The 17,743-nt window shown below is 59.2% G+C and carries 16 protein-coding genes and 2 tRNA genes; 4 read left to right on the forward strand and 14 right to left on the reverse strand.

Features of this window, described 5'->3' with window-relative positions; genetic code table 11:
- The first annotated feature begins 7 nt into the window (after positions 1-7).
- Positions 8-2,248: an ATP-binding protein gene (locus IWX87_RS14320; RefSeq protein WP_196864207.1), complete on the forward strand. Its 2,241-nt coding sequence runs from the start codon at positions 8-10 to the stop codon at positions 2,246-2,248.
- Between the two features lie 80 nt (positions 2,249-2,328).
- Here IWX87_RS14320 and IWX87_RS14325 read toward each other — a convergent pair whose 3' ends face one another.
- Together IWX87_RS14325 and IWX87_RS14330 are read right to left on the reverse strand one after the other, a co-directional pair.
- Positions 2,329-3,207, reverse strand: coding sequence for a CoA transferase (locus IWX87_RS14325; protein ID WP_196864208.1), 879 nt, complete (start codon positions 3,205-3,207; stop codon positions 2,329-2,331).
- A complete protein-coding gene (locus IWX87_RS14330) occupies positions 3,204-3,545 on the reverse strand; it encodes a hypothetical protein (RefSeq protein WP_196864209.1) in 342 nt (113 codons plus the stop codon). Before IWX87_RS14330 ends, IWX87_RS14325 begins: the two co-directional genes overlap by 4 nt.
- Here IWX87_RS14330 and dinG point away from each other — a divergent pair.
- Complete coding sequence (gene dinG, locus IWX87_RS14335; protein WP_196864210.1) at positions 3,544-5,730, forward strand: ATP-dependent DNA helicase DinG; 2,187 nt, start codon at positions 3,544-3,546, stop codon at positions 5,728-5,730. The two genes, IWX87_RS14330 and dinG, sit on opposite strands and share 2 nt — an antisense overlap.
- A 156-nt stretch (positions 5,731-5,886) precedes the next feature.
- On the opposite strand, the gene IWX87_RS14340 is transcribed toward dinG, so the two are convergent.
- The 6 genes from IWX87_RS14340 to IWX87_RS14365 form a co-directional block, all read right to left on the reverse strand.
- The gene (locus IWX87_RS14340) at positions 5,887-6,621 is read right to left on the reverse strand and encodes an ABC transporter ATP-binding protein (protein ID WP_196864211.1); all 735 of its coding nucleotides are present in this window, start codon (positions 6,619-6,621) and stop codon (positions 5,887-5,889) included.
- The gene (locus IWX87_RS14345) at positions 6,618-7,382 is read right to left on the reverse strand and encodes an ABC transporter ATP-binding protein (protein WP_196864212.1); all 765 of its coding nucleotides are present in this window, start codon (positions 7,380-7,382) and stop codon (positions 6,618-6,620) included. The genes IWX87_RS14340 and IWX87_RS14345 overlap by 4 nt, the downstream gene beginning before the upstream one ends.
- Entirely contained in the window at positions 7,379-8,413 is a 1,035-nt protein-coding gene (locus tag IWX87_RS14350; RefSeq protein ID WP_196864213.1) for a branched-chain amino acid ABC transporter permease, read from the reverse strand. Before IWX87_RS14350 ends, IWX87_RS14345 begins: the two co-directional genes overlap by 4 nt.
- Positions 8,410-9,273 carry a branched-chain amino acid ABC transporter permease gene (locus tag IWX87_RS14355; protein ID WP_196864214.1) on the reverse strand — a complete coding sequence of 288 codons (864 nt, stop codon included), beginning with the start codon at positions 9,271-9,273 and terminating at the stop codon, positions 8,410-8,412. The genes IWX87_RS14350 and IWX87_RS14355 overlap by 4 nt, the downstream gene beginning before the upstream one ends.
- Before the next feature lie 167 nt (positions 9,274-9,440).
- Positions 9,441-10,628 (reverse strand): ABC transporter substrate-binding protein, encoded by a 1,188-nt coding sequence (locus IWX87_RS14360; RefSeq protein WP_196864215.1) that lies wholly within the window; start codon positions 10,626-10,628, stop codon positions 9,441-9,443.
- A gap of 258 nt (positions 10,629-10,886) precedes the next feature.
- Positions 10,887-11,390, reverse strand: a complete 504-nt coding sequence (locus IWX87_RS14365; protein WP_196864216.1) for a flavodoxin domain-containing protein — start codon at positions 11,388-11,390, stop codon at positions 10,887-10,889.
- 166 nt (positions 11,391-11,556) lie between these two features.
- Between IWX87_RS14365 and IWX87_RS14370 the strand changes: the two genes are divergently transcribed.
- Both IWX87_RS14370 and IWX87_RS14375 read left to right on the forward strand, forming a co-directional pair.
- Positions 11,557-11,633 (forward strand) — tRNA-Pro (locus IWX87_RS14370).
- A 41-nt stretch (positions 11,634-11,674) separates the two neighbouring features.
- Positions 11,675-11,751: transfer RNA gene (locus IWX87_RS14375), tRNA-Arg, on the forward strand.
- A gap of 68 nt (positions 11,752-11,819) precedes the next feature.
- Here the strand turns inward: IWX87_RS14375 and IWX87_RS14380 are convergent.
- The 6 genes from IWX87_RS14380 to IWX87_RS14405 all read right to left on the reverse strand — a co-directional run bounded on the left by IWX87_RS14380 (position 11,820) and on the right by IWX87_RS14405 (position 17,576).
- On the reverse strand, positions 11,820-12,728 hold the full coding sequence (locus tag IWX87_RS14380) for a spermidine synthase (protein ID WP_196864217.1): 909 nt from the start codon (positions 12,726-12,728) through the stop codon (positions 11,820-11,822).
- Complete coding sequence (locus IWX87_RS14385) at positions 12,712-13,329, reverse strand: fused MFS/spermidine synthase (protein ID WP_196864218.1); 618 nt, start codon at positions 13,327-13,329, stop codon at positions 12,712-12,714. The genes IWX87_RS14380 and IWX87_RS14385 overlap by 17 nt, the downstream gene beginning before the upstream one ends.
- Before the next feature lie 152 nt (positions 13,330-13,481).
- Entirely contained in the window at positions 13,482-14,186 is a 705-nt protein-coding gene (locus IWX87_RS14390; RefSeq protein ID WP_196864219.1) for a glutathione binding-like protein, read from the reverse strand.
- A gap of 191 nt (positions 14,187-14,377) precedes the next feature.
- On the reverse strand, positions 14,378-15,637 hold the full coding sequence (locus IWX87_RS14395) for an acyl-CoA dehydrogenase family protein (protein WP_196864220.1): 1,260 nt from the start codon (positions 15,635-15,637) through the stop codon (positions 14,378-14,380).
- A gap of 93 nt (positions 15,638-15,730) precedes the next feature.
- Positions 15,731-16,822, reverse strand: a complete 1,092-nt coding sequence (locus IWX87_RS14400) for a phosphotransferase family protein (RefSeq protein WP_196864221.1) — start codon at positions 16,820-16,822, stop codon at positions 15,731-15,733.
- A gap of 28 nt (positions 16,823-16,850) precedes the next feature.
- A complete protein-coding gene (locus IWX87_RS14405; protein ID WP_196864222.1) occupies positions 16,851-17,576 on the reverse strand; it encodes a Crp/Fnr family transcriptional regulator in 726 nt (241 codons plus the stop codon).
- Positions 17,577-17,743 lie beyond the last annotated feature (167 nt).

Below are 17,743 nucleotides of genomic sequence, written 5' to 3' on the forward strand. Positions count from 1 at the left end.
ATCACCCATGAAAATCCGTTCCCAGCTGCTGCTCATGGCTGCGGCCATACTGATTCCCGTCATTGCGGTGTCCGGTATGGCACTCAAAAAGATCAGGGACGCCGGACAACAGGCGGAATTACGCGGGTTGAGCGAAACGGCGCATTCCACGGCCCTTATCGTTGACCGCGAGATACAAGGCTCACTGTCGGCGCTAAAGGTATTAGGCAACTCAGCAAATCTTGAAAGTCGGAACTTCAAGGCGTTTTACCAGCAGGCTGCAGCGTTTTACCAGCAAGGTGATTCGTGGATCGTGCTGTTCGACGACAAAGGCGTAGAGCTTGTGAACACTGCCGTTCCTTTCGATACCGTATTGCCGCTATTTCCAATCAGGGCGGATATGGTCAAAAACGTTCTTTCAAGCCAAAAACCATTGACTACCGATGTGGAACTCGGCACTGTTACCGGCAAGATGATCACCGCCGTCAACTTTCCCGCCGCCGCAGCGGGCGGCAGGTCGTTCGTCGTTGCCCAAGTGTTTTCCGTTGATTACTGGAAAAAACAGGCTTTGCAGGCCAACCTGAATTCCGATTGGATTACGGGCGTAGTAGACTGCAATGGACTGTTCATTGCTCGCAGCTTCAGAGCAGACGAGTTGGTTGGCAAACCGGGCATCCCTGGCATCGTTGCCGTTAGCCAGGCTTCCAAAGAGGGCATTGTGCGTTACTCGTCCATGGAAGGCGTTGACTCCTACAAAGCCTATACCCATTCTGAGCTGACGGGGTGGACTATTGGTGTTTCTGCACCAGTCAACTCTATTAACGGAACTGCCAATCGCGCCGTCTGGCTGGCGGTGGCCGGGATGCTGGCGGCCTTTGCCGTGGCTGCCCTGGCCGTCGCGGTGTTTGGCCGTCGTTTTATCAGGGCAATTAAAGGCGCCAGCCGAACAGCCATGGCGCTCGGGCGCGGCCAGCAGCCTGACGTTGAACGAACGGGTATCGAAGAAATCGATGCCTTGAACCACGAACTGGTCGGTGCAGGCGCTTTGCTGGAGGCCGAACGCAAGTTCCGCCGGACTGCTGAAGCCGACAGGGAGCGCCTTTTGCGCAATGAAACCATGGCGCGGGAAGCTGCCCAGGCACAGAACGAAACCAAGGACGCATTTCTGGCCATGCTGGGGCATGAGCTCCGAAATCCTCTGGCTGCCATCGCTGGCGCGACGGCCTTGCTGGCGCGAACCGGTCTGGACACGCCTGGCGCTGAGCGCTGCATCGCGATCATCAACCGCCAGAATCAACACCTTCACCATATCGTTAACGACCTGCTGGACGTCAGCCGGTTGATGGCTGGAAAAATTGCGCTGGGAAAAGAGCCGCTGGACATGGCCGATTGCGTGAACCAATGCGTCGAAGCACTTCGCCCCACTGAACTGGCAAAGGGGTATTCAATTACCGTACATGCCAGTTGTGCATGGTTCCGCGGTGACGCCGTGCGAATGGACCAGATACTGAACAATTTGCTGACCAATGCGCTGAAGTTTTCCGAGCCTGGCAGTGAAGTCAGGGTCACGGTTAGCGAGGTTGCCGACAGGACGGTCGTGACGGTTCAGGATGCGGGGGCCGGCATGGCGCACGAATTGCTTGCTCGCGTGTTTGAACCTTTCGTTCAGGGGCCAGCCCCTGCCAACCGACTGCAGAGCGGGCTTGGCATTGGCCTGGCGCTGGTCAGGCAATTGGTGCGCCTGCACGGCGGCGACATTGAAGCGGCCAGCGAGGGAACCGGCAAAGGCAGCACTTTTTCATTCTGGGTTCCCGCCATTGCCGCAGTCGCCACTGCAGCCGCGCAGATTCCAGAAACCAGTTGCCTGGCTGCAAACGCGCCCCGGCAGCGCAAGCTGGTTTATGTCGAAGACAATGCCGATGCCAGAACCATGATGGCCGAACTGCTGCGCCTGCTCGATTACGAGGTGACTGAAGTGGAGGATGGCGCCAGTGCGCTGCCTGCCGTGCTGGCCATGCAGCCTGATGCGGTGATCATCGACATTGGCTTGCCCGACATGGATGGCTATGAAGTTGCCCGGCGGCTGCGGGCTGATCCCTTGACGCTGTCAATTCCGCTGATTGCGCTGACGGGTTTCGGGCAGCTTCGCGACATGCAGGCCGCCACACTGGCAGGCTTCAACGCCCACCTTGCCAAGCCGGCCAGCTCGGCCGCCATTGCCAAAACCGTTGAGGAAGTGATCGTTAGCAATAAAGTTTTCAAAAGCTGAAGGCTGGTTTTTGCATGGCCCAAGCGCCATGCACTGCTGATGCAGGTAGTTACGACCTGCCGCCTGATCAATGGCGGGGCTCAAGCCATGGTGTGCAGCGGAATGTCTTTTTCCGCAGCCAGTGCATCCAGTTCCCCGCGCGTTCGCATCAGCAAAAAAGCGGCGACCGCCTTGTGCGTGGCCGGCTCGAACATTGCCTGCTGGCTGGCCGCTGCAATCCCTGCCGCCGCGCAAAGCCTCAGGGCGAAGTGCGGCTCCAGCGCAGCCAGTGCCACACGCCCGTCCCGGCACGGATAAATGCGGTAACCGGCATGGCCGCCACCAATGGTCGCCCCCGGCTGGCTCAAGCCCCAGGCGCGGGGCAGGGCGAGGTAGCCGGCCGCGCCGGACAAGGCGATTTCGAGGTAAACGCCTTCGCCCTGATGACGCTGGTGCATCAGGGCTTGCAATACCGCTTCGCTGGCCATCAGTGAACCGCCCATGTCTGCATACAGCGTGGCGGGCAGTTCCAGGCCGGGCACCAGTCCGTTTTCGGCCAGATAGGTCAGGTCGTGGCCGGGTTCTTCAGCGCGTTCACCGGGGCTGCCGACGATGGCGATTTGCGACAGTGCCGGATAGCGCGCATGCAGCGTTTCCCAGGCAATACCCAACTTATTGAAAGCCGAAGGGCGAAATGAGGTCAGCAGCACATCGCTATGAACCAGTTCGCGGTGCAGACATTCCTGGCCTTCGGCAGTTTTCAAATCCGCCTTGCGCACTGCGATGCCCTCATGCAGCTCCTCGTAGGCCGCCTGGTTGTAGTGGCGCATCGGGTCGCCGCCGGGCGGCTCAAACTTGAGGCAGGTGGCGCCCATCTGGCGCAGGCGCATCAGCGCGGCTGGGCCGGGCAGGTTGAGCGCCAGGCTCAGGATGCGGACACCGTGAAGGGGCTGGAAAGCGGCAGTGGATATAGATGTCATATGCTATAAAAATAGTAGCTGCTTATGCATGAACGATAAGCGCCAAGGGCTGAAACAATGCTCAATTTACCGCAAAAACGCATGGACCCGAAAAAAGGGACGACATTCTCAGCCGCGAACAGTTGGTTGCCAAGGCTGAAAGCGAGGTCAGCGCCTGGCTCACAACCGGTTTCGAAAACGGCAGCACTGGCCGGGCTGACCTTCAGCACGGTCACCGATCCGGCGCAGGCCGTGCCGCTGCTTTGAACCAAGCCAGCAGCCCCGAGGCGGGCTGAAAAAACAGGCGGGGTAAACTCGTCCCTCAAGCAGTTTTCGCTGCTTTCAACCTCTTTTTCCATGCCCCCTGACGACATTGCCCGGCTGGCGCTTGCTGCCTTTGACCACGCCGTGGACGCCTCTGGCGCCTTTCGCGACCGCCCCGGCCAGCGGCTGATGGCCGAAAAAGTCGCCCAGACTTTCAGCATGGCTACCCTGGGCAAAACCGATGACGATGGTGACGAACCCATTCGCGCAATTGCCGTGGTCCAGGCAGGCACCGGCGTGGGCAAGTCACTGGCCTATTGCGCGCCGGCCATTGCCGCCGCCCTGGCGCGCAACACCCGGGTGATGATTTCAACCGCCACCGTGGCCTTGCAGGAGCAGCTGGTCAACAAGGACTTGCCGGCGCTGGCGGCCATCTTGCCGCAGGACTTTCGCTTCGGCCTGGCCAAGGGGCGCGGGCGCTACGTCTGCAAGCTCAAGCTCTCGCGCCATGCAGGCGATGCAGACAGCGCGGCAGAAGCGGATGACGACCTGTTTGCCGACGAACTGGCCGCCGCCGCACCGCTGCATGTGATGCAAGCGCGCGCGGTGTTCTATTCCGCACTGGTGCGCGATCTGGGCAGCGGCGCCTGGGACGGCGACCGCGACAACCTGCAGCAGCCGCCCGAATCCGAGTTGTGGTCGCCGGTGGCGGCCGAGGCCAGTTCATGCACCGGCAAGCATTGCCCGGTCTTCAACCAGTGCACCTATTACGAAAAGCGCAAGGAACTGGTCGGCGCCCAGGTGATCGTGGTGAACCACGACCTGCTGATGTCCTCGCTCGGTTCGCGCATGCTGCCGGAACTGGACAACTGCCTGCTGGTGCTCGACGAAGGGCATCACCTGCCGGCCGTGGCGCTGGACCACTTCGCCGCTTCCATGGACCTGAGCCGCACCTTGTGGATTGAAACGCTGGCCAACCGCGCGCGCCGTATCGGCGGGCTGATGACGGTGTCTGAATCCGCCGACGTGCCGCGCCTTGCTGCCCAACTGCGCCAAGGCATGGTTGACCTGAGCCGCCTGCTGATGGACCTGCATGGCCAGGCTTTCAAGGAAGCGCGAAACCAGCAGGGGCCGGTGCGCTTTCGCCTGCCGCGCGGCGTGTTGCCCGAAGCGCTGGACGAGCCGCTGCGGCTGCTCCATGTGTTGGCCGAAAGCTTTTTGGCCATCCTGAGCACCATTGCCAAGGCCTTGCGCACGGCAATGCGCGACCAGCCCGACGAAGCGCGTCGGCTGTCCATCCTGTATGCGCAGCTGGGCATGCTCTCGCCCCGGCTGGAAAAAGTCCAGGCGACAACTGAGTTGCTGCTAAAAGCGGCCGTGAACGATCAAGACAGCGTGCCGGTGGCCAAATGGTTCACCTTCGAAACCGGCCAGGGCGGGCTTGACAGCGGCCTGGTGGTTATCAAGGCGCATGCCAGCCCGATCCTGCCGGGCAGCACGCTGCGCCAGCATTTCTGGTCGCGGGTGCGTGCGGCGGTGGTCACCTCGGCCACGCTGACCAGTTGCGGAAAATTCGACTTTTACCTGCGCGAATCCGGTCTGGACCAGGACCCTGCGGCCAGTGTGCTGGAAGTTGCCAGCCCATTCGATTACGCCAGCCAGGGGCGTTTCGTCACGGTCGAAACCGTGGCCGACCCCCGGCAGGCCGAAGCCTTCACCGCTGAAATGGTCCAGTCGCTGCTGGGCGATCTGGCGCTGGTTTCGCACGGCGCGCTGTGCCTGTTCACCTCGCGCGAGCAGATGCGCGTTGCCGTAGCAGCGCTGTCGGGCGTGCTCAAGGACACGGTGCTGGTGCAGGGCGAACTGCCGCGCGCGCTGCTGCTCAGCCGCCATCGTGCGCGCGTCGAGGCCGGCGCGGCATCGGTCATTTTCGGCATGCAGTCTTTTGGCGAAGGCCTGGATTTGCCGGGGCAATTGTGCGAGTCAGTGTTCATCGCCAAGCTGCCGTTTGCGCCGCCGGACGATCCGGTGGGTGAGGCGCGCGCCGAGTGGCTGCGCTCGGTGGGCCGTGACCCGTTCAGCGAACTGGTGGTGCCGGCCACGGCAATCCGGCTGGCGCAGTGGGCCGGGCGCGCCATTCGACTGGAAACCGACCGGGCTTTTGTCTATTGCTACGACCGCCGGCTGGTGAACACGACTTATGGACGGCGCCTGCTGGAGGGGCTGCCGGCATTCCTGCAGCAGCGCCGCAGCGCGGCGGGAACGGTTACGCCTGGCTGAATGGGCTGGTTGAGGCTGAAAGACGAACCGTTTTAAGTATTAAAAAGGTCTTTTGCGCATGTCCTGTATGCGTAAGTCGCTATAAATTTGGTAGCTTAAACCTGTCAACCCTCTCATAAGCAGGGCGCGTGTTTTTGCAATTCTGGGGAATGCCCGCTAGACGCCCAGATACTGCTGCAGCAACTCGGGCTGGTCATGCAGTTCCTGGGAGCTGCCCTGAAACACCACTTCGCCCTTGACCAAAATCACGTTGCGGTCGGTGATCTGGCTGACGTGTTTCCAGTTCTTGTCGACGATAACGCTGCTGATGCCGGTGTCCCGCACCAGTTGGCAAATGCGCCAGATTTCGCGGGCGATCAGCGGCGCCAGGCCTTCGGTGGCCTCGTCCAGGATCAGCACGTCCGGGTTCGTCATCAGTGCGCGGCCGATGGTCAGCATCTGCTGCTCGCCGCCGCTGAGCTGCTGACCGCCGTGGCCCAGCCGTTCCTTCAGCCGGGGAAAGGTGTCCAGCACCCGCTCATAGGTCCAGTCGCGCTGGCCCCGGGTGCCGGCGCGTGCAGCCATCTTCAGGTTTTCCATCACGCTCAGGTTGCCGAAGATGCCCCGGCCTTCAGGAACATAGGCCATGCCGAGGCGGGCAATTTCATACGGTGAACGCCCGGTCATCATTTGTCCGGCAATCTCGACCGAGCCGGTGCGCGGCTTGACCAGCCCCATGATGCTTTTGAGCAGGGTGCTCTTGCCCATGCCGTTGCGGCCCATCAGGCCAATGGTCTCGCCGCGCGCCACGCTGAAGCTCACGTCGCGCAGGATGTGGCTGGCGCCGTAATAGGTGTTGATCTGCCGGGCGTTGACCAGCAGTTCCTGTGGGTTGAGGCGCGGCGATGTCATGCGTTTTCTTCCCCGATGTCTTCGCCCAGATAGGCGGCCTGCACGCCGGCGTCCAGCCGGATTTGCGCGGGCGTTCCGCTGGCGATGACCTGGCCGTTGACCATCACGGTCAGCTGGTCGGCCAGGCTGAACACCGCATCCATGTCGTGTTCCACCAGCAGCATGGCGTGGTCTTTTTTCAGCAGGTGCAGCAGCTCGATCATGCGTTCGGCCTCCTGCGCGCCCATGCCGGCCAGTGGCTCGTCGAGCATCAGCACCTGCGGTTGGGTGGCCAGCGTCATGGCGATTTCCAGCTGGCGCTGCTCGCCGTGGCTGATCGTGGCGGCAACGCTGTGCACCCGGTCTTTCAAGCCTGAAAGCTCGATGGCGCTTGCTGCGCGTGCATTGATAGCTGAAAAATCAGTAGCACGATGAAACCATTTGAAGGCGTTTGGCTGGCGCGACTGGGATGCCAGTCGTACGTTTTCCCAGACCGTGAAGGGCAGGAAAATATTGGTTTTCTGGTAGCTGCGCCCGAGTCCCCTAGCCGAAATCTTTTCGGGGCTCCAGCCGGTGATGTCCTGCCCACCCAGCAAGACGGAGCCCGAGGTCGGCGGCAGGTCACCCGAGAGCAGGTTGGTCAGCGTGGATTTGCCGGCGCCGTTGGGACCGATGACCGCATGAATGCGGCCGCGCATCAGGTCGATGGACACGTCGTTAACCGCTGCCAGCCCGCCAAAGCGCTTGGTCAGGTTTTTGGCGCTGAGAAGCACTTCGCTCATGCCGCTTCCTTTTGATCATCAGGAACGACGGGCTTGCGCTTTCCTGCATTGCCCAGCCGCTCGGCAAGCCCCAGCAAACCGCGCGGCGCGAACGTCACCAGCAGCACGATGAACAGGCCCATCCACAACTGCCAGTGCTTGCCCAGGTTGACGCTGCCGACCTGCGGCAGGTCCTTGAAGACATGCAGCAAATACTCAAAGGCAAAAGCGCCCACGATGGCGCCGGCAATATTGCCCATGCCGCCGAGCACGACCATCATGATGGTGTGCGCGCTCATCTGAAACCCCATCAGTTCGGGGTTGATATAGCCGGTCTGCGTTCCCCAGAGGTAGCCCGCCAGTCCGGCCAGGCTGCCCGCCAGCGTGAAGGCCATGAGCTTGTAGCGGAAGGTGCGAAAACCCATGGCCCGCATCCGGTGCTCGTTAACGCGGATGCCCGCCAGCGCCCGGCCGAACGGGCTCCAGAGCAGTCGCCGCAAGAACACATAAACCACCAGCATGGCGGCCAGGGTGAAGTAGTAAAGCGTGCGCTTGCTGTCCAGTTCGAACGGCACCCAGCCGAACAGCGCCGCGTCGGGCCTGAAATTGATGTAAAGCCCGTCCGAGCCGCCCAGCGCCTTGTTGTCGAAGAACAGGAAAAACACCATTTGCGCAAACGCCATGGTGACCATGATGAAGTAGATACCATGTGTACGCACCACGAAAAAGCCGATGACCAGCGCGGCCAACCCCGACGCCAGCACGGCCACCGGCAAGGTCCACCACAGGCTGACCGGCTCGCCGGGGGGCGTCAGGAAAGCCAGTGCATAGCCGGCCAGTCCGAAGTAGGCGGCATGGCCCAGCGACACCAGGCCGGTCACGCCCTGCAGCAAGTCCAGGCTCATGGCAAAAATCGCCATGATCATCATGCGCGTGACCATTTCGGTGTAGTAGTCGGTGCTGGTGAAAGGAAACGCAAACAGTGCCAGCAGGCTCAGCGCCAGCGCGACCTGCACGCCGCGCGGCAAAATCTCAAGATTGGAGCGAATCATTGCTTGAACAGGCCTTCAGGTTTGTACAGCAGCACGACCGCCATCAGGACATAGACCAGCATGCCCGATACCTGGGGCAGCAGCACCTTGCCAAAGGTATCGACCAGGCCGACCAGCAGCGCGGCGATCAGGGCGCCGCGCACCGAGCCGATGCCGCCGATCACCACCACCACAAAGCACATGATCAGCACCTGCGAGCCCATATTGGGATAGACGCTGGCGATTGGCGCGGCAATCATTCCCGCCACTGCCGCCAGTCCGACACCCAGCGCAAACACCACCGCATGGATCAGCTTGATGTTCACGCCCAGCGATTCGGCCATGTCGCGGTTGAAGGCGCCGGCGCGAATCTTCATGCCCAGGCGGGTCTTTGAAATCAGGAAATAAAGGCCAGCGGCCAGGGCCAGGCAAATGCCTGACATGAACAGGCGATACACCGGGTAGGACAGGTTGTCGGTCAGCGGAATCGAGGCTTGCAGCAGTTCGGGAATTGGCACGCCATGCACGTCGTCGCCCCATAGGATGGAGCGCATCTCTTCAAAAATATAGATCAGTCCAAAGGTCAGCAGCACCTGGTCCAGGTGGTCGCGGTTATAGAAATGGCGAAAAAGCAGCCATTCCAGCGCCAGGCCAAACAGCACCGACAGCGCTGCGCCGACCACAATCGCCAGGCTCAGGCTGCCAAACTGCGCACTCAGCGACCAGGCCAGGTAGGCGCCCAGCATGTAAAAGCTCCCGTGCGCCAGGTTGACCACGCCCATGATGCCGAAGATCAGCGTCAGGCCGGCCGCCAGCATGAACAGCAGCAGTCCGTACTGCACGCTGTTCAGCAGCTGGATGAAAAAATTGGCGAGATCCATCGGCAGGCTTATTGTGAAATGTGGATGACAGAAGTCCAGAGCAGCGTTTGATAAAAGGCGTTTCCCTGCAAGCAGGGGCCACGGGACTGGCTTTGCCAGACCGCAGGCGCAGCGGCCCTCTCGGGGGGCAGGGAGTTACACGCAGTGAACGACCGTGGGGGCCATTTCTAGGCCATCTTGCAGCCCGCGCCCGAGTCGGCCAAGGCTTTGGCGGCAATGCCAATCACCTTGTTTTCATTGTTTTCAACAACGCGCAGGTAGATGTCCTGCACCGGGTTGTGCGCCTTGCTCATGGACCATTTTCCACGGGGGCTGTCGATGGTGGCGCTTTCGAGTGCCTTGTACAGGGCGGGCTTGGCGCTCAGGTCGCCCTTGACGGCGTTGGCGCCCTGGATGAGCAGCAGGCCCGTGTCGTAGCCCTGCATCGCGTACACATCGGGCTGGCTGCGAAAAGCTTTCACGTAGTCCAGCCGGAATTTCTTGTTGCGCGGGGTGTCGAGCGAATCGCTGTAGTGCATGGTGGTGACAATTCCTTCGGCCGCCGGGCCAGCAGCGTCGAGCACACCTTCGGTCAGGAACCCTGAGCCGTACAGCGGAATTTTGTCCTTCAGACCTGCCGCAGCATAGTCGCGAATGAATTTGGCCGCACCGCCGCCGGCAAAGAAGCAGGCCACGGCGTCAGGCTTGAGTGCGGCGATTTCAGTCAGCAGCGCCTGAAATTCAACATTGGGGAAGGGCACGCCGAGTTCCTTGATGATGGTGCCGCCAGCCGCCGTGTAGCTTTCCTTGAAGCCTTCAAAGGCTTCGTCGCCGGCGGCGTACTTCCAGGTGATCCAGACAGCTCTTTTATGGCCCCTGTCCATCATGACCTTGCCCAGCGCCCGGGTCGGCTGGGAATTGCTGAAGGATGTGCGAAACACATTGGGCGCGCACAGAGCGCGGGTGGCGGCATGCACGCCGGCATTCGGAATCAGGCACAGCACACCGCTGTCCCGGGCCACCTTCTGGATGCCCATCTGCACGCCCGAATGCACAGTGCCGACCAGCACATCGACCTTGTCGCGCTGAACCAGCTTGCTGGCGTTTTCGATTCCCTTTGACGGCTCGGATTCGTCATCGACCTTGAAATATTCAATCTCGCGCCCGCCCAGCTTGCCGCCTTGCTCATTGATGGCCATGCGAAAGCCGTTTTCAATCGCCACGCCAAGCTGGCTGAACGTTCCTGTGTAAGGCAGCATGAAGCCCACGCGCACTTTGGCAGACTGAGCCCGTACGATTCCGGGAATCAGCAGTGCGGTGGAGGCAGCGCCCACCAGGGCAGCGCTGCGGGTGAGGACCAAACGACGAGTAGACATGCAATTCCTTGATGGGTGACAGGTATGAATCGAATATAAAGCGACTGGCGGCAATGCGGCCTAGTGTAAAACCCGAGCTTCAAGATTAAATTGTTTAGTCGTGAAGTATTTTCATACAGGTTTTTTCTATGTGAAACTTGCTTTTCATGCGGGCACATTCACGTAGAACAGGGCCTTTGCGGAGTTGAAGTGAGTCTCTTTGGATGCGTCATGTCTTGCATAACCTGCGGCAATGCAACGACGCAGATGCCTGTATTTTCAGTCGCCATCGCCTGTGTTGTCTGGCGCACTGACTCCCGGCGTGGCGGCTTTCAGCCACTCGCGGCACCATTGGGCAGCCTTGGCCTCGGGCGGTGTGCCATCGCTTGAATCCAGAAATAAGATGTCGCCAAGGCGTTGGGCGCCCAGGTCCTGCAATCGTTCGTCAAAGCGGATCCCGCCAAAGCCATAGGTTTCCGAATGCGACATGCTGTCGACCAAGGCAATCACGCCATAACGGACATGGCCCAGATAGCGGGCTTGCGCGTCCAGTGACTGGAAAAGCAGTTGTGCATTGTCCGGAACATCACCCGCGCCATATGTGGAAATGCACACCAGAAAGAGCGTATCTGGAGCTTGTTCAGCGTCGAAGACCTGAATGTCCAGACCGTCCATCCGTTCAAGCTCGACAGCGCTTACCAAGTCCGCGCTTTCCATCTGAATGGCCTGCGCAACATGCTCCGCCGTGTGAGTCATGCTGCCGACGAGGATTTTCAGTTTCATTTTGATGTGTCCGGTGTAGTGGAAGTGCATGGCGCACCTTGTAATGAAGGCTGCTGGAACTGAGTTCCTTGTCCTGTCCAAGACAGAAAAAGTCAGGCGATGCATTAAAAATCTTTAGTCGTCTCTTAAAGCAGCGCATTTTTACGGACTATAATAATCAACTTGTCGGAGTGTGGCGCAGTCTGGTAGCGCACCTGGTTTGGGACCAGGGGGTCCAAGGTTCGAATCCTTGTACTCCGACCATCAATCAATAAAAAAGCTCACGTTGTGGGCTTTTTTTATATCTGTCCGTAGCTCAGTTGGATAGAGCATCAGCCTTCTAAGCTGAGGGTCGTGGGTTCGATCCCCTCCGGGCAGACCAGATCACTATGTATGCATTTATCAATGCCTACGCAAAATGGCCGTATCTTGTTAAAACGAATGGCCGAATCACCATAATTTCCACCATGGATTTGAATTTTCACTTTTGTTCAGCAAATTGGCGGGTGAATATTGGTCGGTCAGGATTCTGGTGTCCTCTGGCCAGTCGACTTTTGTTGAAAACAGGGGCAGCAGCCATTCCTTGCCTGTTCCAAAAAGATTGAGCTTTGCCTCCAGCCGGCCTGCATTGGCCTGGATTTGCGCCATGGGCGGCAAGTTGCCATTTGTGGCCAGGATCACACGGTTTTCAATCTTCAGGTTGTAAAAGCCGCCAAACACACTGGCATAGGTGGCGGACTCGGCGTCATAGAGCCTGGACGATGAAAACGTGTTGGCCGCCAGCACGCCGTCCTTTTCCAACAATGACTTGACTTCCAGCAGGTATTCCCGGGTCAGCATGTGCTCAGGGACATAGACATGGTCAAAGGCATCAAGAATGACAATGTCGTACTTTTTTTCTAGCTTTTGCGCACGCTTGACAAAGACCCGTCCATCCTCAATGGCGACACGGTTGGATTCGGTAGGGTTGAAATCAAAAAAGCGCTCTGCAACCTTTGCCACGGCCGGGTCAAGTTCGACGGTTTCAATGCTTGCCTGGGGAACGATTTTTTTCAGTGTTGAGGGCAGGCTGCCTCCACCCAGGCCGATGATCAGGATGTTTTTCGGCTGGGGCTTGATGTAAAGCGCGCCCAGCAGCATTCTGGTGTAGTTCAGTACCAGCGTGTCAGGATTCTTCAGTGAAATACAGGTTTGCCGACCCGTCCCCTGGCGACCAAACTTCATGCAGCGAAGGCCTTGCTCCTCATACACCAGAATATTGCGGTAGAGGGATTTTTCCTGATAGATGTCCTGCGCACTCGCCGCAGCAGCCGTCAATCCCAAGGCTGCGCCCATCAGCCATTCATGCAGTCGAGGCATGTTTGATCCTTCCCCGGTGAAACACCAGCCCTGCCATGCCGATCAAAAAGGAAATGCTCATCATTCCCCACAAAATCTGGTCCAGCTCGAACAACAGCACCAGGTAAAAAGATGTCAGCAGGGTGCCCAGCATGCTGCCGAAGGTCGATACGAAAAAGACTTTGCCCGCCACCTGTCCGCTGGTTCCCAGGCCGTCCACCAGTAACCGGACCGCATAAGGGGACACCGCGCCGGACACCGTGATCGGCAGAAAGAAAAGTGCGACCGATGCGCACAGCGCACCATAGCGGGGATCAGCCACATGGTCAAAAATGAACTCCAGAATGGGGGTTGATGCCATCACGCACGGAAGCGCTGCCAGCATGGCCAGCAGCAAAATCGCGCTCAACTTTTCCACGCTCGGCCGACGGGCGGACAACGATCCGCCAATCAGATAGCCAATGGACAGCGACAGCATGAACAGCGTGATGATGGCGCCCCATACGTAAATGCCGGTCCCGAAGAACGGCCCCAGCGCCCGTCCTCCGAGCAGTTCCAGCGCCATGACAAAAAAACCGGACCAGCCGGCCAGAAGATAGACAAAAAATTTATACGCTGTCATCCGACTGTATTTTCCAATTGATTGGACCGGGGTCGCCATGCAGGACTCGGTGCAAAAGGGTTATCTCGCCCGTCCATGATCCAGATGGCCGTACTGAAAAAGGGTCGTTTGGAAAGCCGGCATGGCATTAAAAAAAACGCAATCGCAGCACCTCAGCGCTTCTGGTATTGCGTGCTGCCAAACAGGACTTCGCGCTGTTTGTCATCCCGGAACGGTTTGCGCAATTCGGCAAGCACCTCGACACCGCGTTTGACGGCCGGCCTGGCGCTGACCAGGTCGAACCAGGCTTTGAGGTGCGGAAAGTCGGTCCAGTCGATGCCCTGGTCTTCCCAGCTGCGCACCCATGGAAAGATGGCGATGTCGGCGACCGTGTACTGGTTGCAGGCCATGAATTTGCTTTTGGACAGTTGCTTGTCCATGACGCCGTACAGGCGCCTGGTTTCGTTGGTGTAGCGGTTGACGGCGTAGTCGATCTTTTCGGGCGCGTATTTTCGGAAATGATGGGTTTGCCCGAGCATGGGCCCGACGCTGCCCATCTGGAACATCAGCCATTGCAGCACCTGGAACTTGAGCCGGTCACTTTTAGGCAAAAATTTCCCGGTTTTCGACGCCATGTAAAGCAGGATGGCGCCTGATTCAAACAGTGACATCGGCTTGCCATCGGGGCCGTCCGGATCGATGAGCGCCGGTATCTTGTTGTTAGGGCTGATGGCAAGGAACTCGGGCTTGAACTGGTCGCCTGCGCCGATATTGACCGGAAACACCTGCCAGTCGCGCCCCAGCCGAAGGCCGCATTCCTCCAGCATGATATGAACCTTGTGGCCATTGGGCGTGGGCCAGGAATAGACATTGATCACAGGAGTTTCCTTGTGTATTGACGTCAAGCGACTTTACGTGAAGTGAAAAAATCATTGGTCACGGCAAACCGCACAACTTGAGGGCTGGAAATAAAAAAACGTGAAGATTCATGCCTTTTGCGCATGCAGAACGGGCACATATTGCTATATAAAAAATAGCAATATGTGCCCGTTAAAGATTCTTCGGGTTATCAGCTGCCGCGTGTCACCGGCATCTCGACCTCACCGGGAAGAAGCATGTGCTTGGCCAGTTCCAGTTTGGCCAGCGATGCACGGTGAACTTCATCCGGTCCGTCGGCAAGACGCAGTGTGCGCTGGCTGGCGTAGGCATAGGCCAGGGGGAAATCGTCCGACACGCCGCCGCCGCCGTGGGCCTGGATGGCCCAGTCGATGATCTGGCACGCCATGGTGGGGGCGACCACTTTGATCATGGCAATTTGCGCCTTGGCCACCTTGTTGCCCACGGTGTCCATCATGTAGGCGGCATTCAGGGTGAGCAATCTGGCTTGTTCGATCATGCATCGCGCATCGGCAATGCGTTCGCTCCACACCGACTGGCGGGCAATCGGCTTGCCGAAAGCGATGCGGCTGTTGAGCCGCTTGCACATCAACTCCAGCGCGCGCTCGGCAATGCCGATGCTGCGCATGCAGTGGTGGATGCGTCCGGGGCCCAGGCGACCCTGGGCAATCTCGAAGCCGCGTCCTTCGCCCAGCAGCAGGTTGCTGGCGGGCACGCGGACATTGGTCAGGCGCACTTCCATGTGGCCATGCGGAGCGTCGTCGTAGCCGAAAACAGTCAAGGGCCGGATCACGGTGACGCCGGGCGAATTGGCCGGCACCAGAATCATCGATTGCTGCTCATGGCGGCCGGCTTCGGGGTCGGTCTTGCCCATCACGATGTACACCGCGCAGCGCGGATCGCCCGCACCGGACGACCACCACTTCAGGCCGTTGATCACATAGTCGTCACCGTCACGCTCGATACGGCACTGCACGTTGGTGGCGTCGGAAGAGGCAACTTCAGGCTCGGTCATCAGGAAGGCCGAGCGGATTTCGCCCTTGAGCAGCGGGTCCAGCCATTCGTCCTTGTTGGCTTCCGAGCCATAGCGGGCAATGGTTTCCATGTTGCCGGTGTCAGGCGCCGAGCAATTGAAGACTTCAGCAGCAAACGGCACCCGGCCCATGATTTCGCACAGCGGTGCGTATTCAAGATTGGAAAGGCCTTCGGGCGCACGCGGCGACTGCGGCAGGAACAGGTTCCACAACCCGGCGGCGCGCGCCTTGGGCTTGAGTTCCTCGATCAGCGTGGTGGGAATCCAGGCATTGCCGTTGGCCCGGTTTTCAGCGATTTCACGGAAAAACCGTGCTTCGTTCGGATAAATATGCTCATCCATGAACTTCAACAGGCGCGCCTGAAGTTCTTTTACTTTGGGGGTGTAGTCGAAGTCCATGAATATCTCCTGAAAGGGCTGCTTGTTATAAAGAAAGGCTGGCGGAAAAAAACGGTGGTTTGTCGGTCAGTGGATGTGTTGGGCCGTGCGCAGTCAGGCTTGAGCCTTTAGCGCAAAATCCCAGGCCATCCTGGCTAGCACTGGCGCGCCGGCGGCAGAACTGACTGCCTGTGCGCTGGATGCAGTGCCGGCTTCAACGCGCTTGGCAATGCCCTGCAGGATGGCGGCCAGGCGAAACAGGTTGTAGGCAAGGTAAAAGTTCCAGTCTGCCTTGAGCGCCTCGGGTGTGGTCAGGCCGGTGCGCTCGCAATACTTGGCGATGTATTGAGCTTCGGTCGGAATGCCCAGGCTCGCAACATCCAGCCCGCCAATGCCGCGAAAGGTGCCAGGCGGAATGTGCCAAGCCATACAGTGGTAGCTGAAGTCGGCCAGCGGATGACCCAGGGTGGACAGTTCCCAATCCAGCACCGCCAGTACCTGGGGCTGGGTAGGGTCAAACAGCAGGTTGTCAAGCCTGAAGTCGCCATGCACGATGGACACCATGCCTTCATCACGAGCGCTGGCAGGAATGTTTGCAGGCAGCCACTGCATCAGGCTGTCCATTTCTGGAATGGGCTGGGTGACGGATGCCTGGTACTGCTTGCTCCAGCGGCCAATCTGGCGCTCGAAGTAGTTGCCGGGCTTGCCGTAGCTGGCCAGACCGCGTTCGGCAAAATCGACCTTGTGCAAGGCCGCGATGACGCGGTTCATCTCGTCATAGATTTCGCCGCGCTGCAGGGGCGTCATGCCGGGCAGGGACTGGTCCCACAGTACACGCCCTTCGACAAACTGCATGACGTAAAAAGCCCGGCCAATGACCGATTCGTCTTCGCACAGGCAGAACATTCGTGGCACTGGAACCGCCGTGCCTTGCAAACCCTGCATGACCTTGAATTCGCGCTCGACCGCATGTGCCGATGGCAGCAGCTTGGCGACCGGGCCGGGCTTGGCGCGCATCACGTAACTGGCATGCGGTGTGATCAGTTTGTAGGTTGGATTGGACTGACCGCCTTTAAAAATTTCGACATTCAGCGGGCCTTTAAAACCGTTCAGATGCGTATTCAAGTAAGTACCCAGCGCTTCAGTGTCAAAAGCTTGTCCGGCGGTGACGGCACGGGTGCCGATGAAATGGTCAAAATTACTCATGGGGCTGGATTCCTTGGGGCAGTTCTGGTTATTTGTCGGCATCCGCTTCTGAAATACGCAGCAGTGTCTGGCGGTTGCGCACCACCAGGCCACCCGGCTCGATGCGGATGGCTTCCTCGCGTTCCATGGCCTTGAGTTCCTGGTTTACGCGCTGGCGTGAGGCGCCCAGCAGCTGTGCCAGTTCTTCCTGCGCCAACTGCAGGCTGATGCGGGTATCGCTTCCATTGGCCAGACTGGGAACGCCGTAGCTGCGCACCAGGTGCAGTAACTGCTTGGCCAGCCTTGCCCGCAAAGGCAGGGTGTTGAGGTCCTCGACCAAGCCAAACAACTGGCGGATGCGCCGAGCGTGCAGGCGCAGCAATGCTTCGTAGAGTTCGACGTGCTGCGTCAATATTTTTCGCAGATCGGCGCGCGCCACGCACAAGATCGTGGTAACGCCATGCGCATAGGCATCGTGGGTCCGGCGTTCGCCGTCGAAAATCGCCACGTCGCCAAACCAGATTCCCGGCTCGACATACGTCAGCGTCACCTGCTTGCCGGAAATCGAGGTTGAACTGACGCGCACCGCGCCCAAGGCGCATGCAATCCATTCTTCCGGCGGATCGCCGCGCGCCGCAATCAGGTCGCCGTCTTTGAATCGTTTGACATATGCGCATCGGAGAATGTCGTGCCTCAGGGAGGGTGAGAGGGATGAGAACCAACGGCCGCTGTTGATGGCCGCTCTTTCGTCTATCGTAAGAATAGGATCGTCCATGGTCTGTCTTTTGGGTGACTAACAAAAATTGGCATTGTCGCTTTAGCGACCTGCGGCGAAGTTGATTGCAATTGCTACGGTGTCGAATCGATATCTCATTGCCGGTAAGGCAACAGTCGGTTTCAAGCGGGAATCATGCAGGCTACATCAGGAAAGTTTTTGCCGAA

The sequence above is a fragment of the Polaromonas sp. CG_9.7 genome, assembly GCF_015752205.1.
Taxonomy (GTDB): Bacteria; Pseudomonadota; Gammaproteobacteria; order Burkholderiales; family Burkholderiaceae_C; genus Polaromonas.

Coding starts and splice junctions, on each gene's coding strand:
- IWX87_RS14405 (WP_196864222.1), bottom strand. CDS start 17,576: ATGGACGATCCTATTCTTACGATAGACGAAAGAGCGGCCATCAACAGC.
- IWX87_RS14380 (WP_196864217.1), bottom strand. CDS start 12,728: ATGCCTCGACTGCATGAATGGCTGATGGGCGCAGCCTTGGGATTGACG.
- IWX87_RS14395 (WP_196864220.1), bottom strand. CDS start 15,637: ATGGACTTCGACTACACCCCCAAAGTAAAAGAACTTCAGGCGCGCCTG.
- IWX87_RS14360 (WP_196864215.1), bottom strand. CDS start 10,628: ATGTCTACTCGTCGTTTGGTCCTCACCCGCAGCGCTGCCCTGGTGGGC.
- dinG (WP_196864210.1), top strand. CDS start 3,544: ATGCCCCCTGACGACATTGCCCGGCTGGCGCTTGCTGCCTTTGACCAC.
- IWX87_RS14340 (WP_196864211.1), bottom strand. CDS start 6,621: ATGACATCGCCGCGCCTCAACCCACAGGAACTGCTGGTCAACGCCCGG.
- IWX87_RS14325 (WP_196864208.1), bottom strand. CDS start 3,207: ATGACATCTATATCCACTGCCGCTTTCCAGCCCCTTCACGGTGTCCGC.
- IWX87_RS14350 (WP_196864213.1), bottom strand. CDS start 8,413: ATGATTCGCTCCAATCTTGAGATTTTGCCGCGCGGCGTGCAGGTCGCG.
- IWX87_RS14385 (WP_196864218.1), bottom strand. CDS start 13,329: ATGACAGCGTATAAATTTTTTGTCTATCTTCTGGCCGGCTGGTCCGGT.
- IWX87_RS14330 (WP_196864209.1), bottom strand. CDS start 3,545: ATGGAAAAAGAGGTTGAAAGCAGCGAAAACTGCTTGAGGGACGAGTTT.
- IWX87_RS14365 (WP_196864216.1), bottom strand. CDS start 11,390: ATGAAACTGAAAATCCTCGTCGGCAGCATGACTCACACGGCGGAGCAT.
- IWX87_RS14345 (WP_196864212.1), bottom strand. CDS start 7,382: ATGAGCGAAGTGCTTCTCAGCGCCAAAAACCTGACCAAGCGCTTTGGC.
- IWX87_RS14355 (WP_196864214.1), bottom strand. CDS start 9,273: ATGGATCTCGCCAATTTTTTCATCCAGCTGCTGAACAGCGTGCAGTAC.
- IWX87_RS14400 (WP_196864221.1), bottom strand. CDS start 16,822: ATGAGTAATTTTGACCATTTCATCGGCACCCGTGCCGTCACCGCCGGA.
- IWX87_RS14320 (WP_196864207.1), top strand. CDS start 8: ATGAAAATCCGTTCCCAGCTGCTGCTCATGGCTGCGGCCATACTGATT.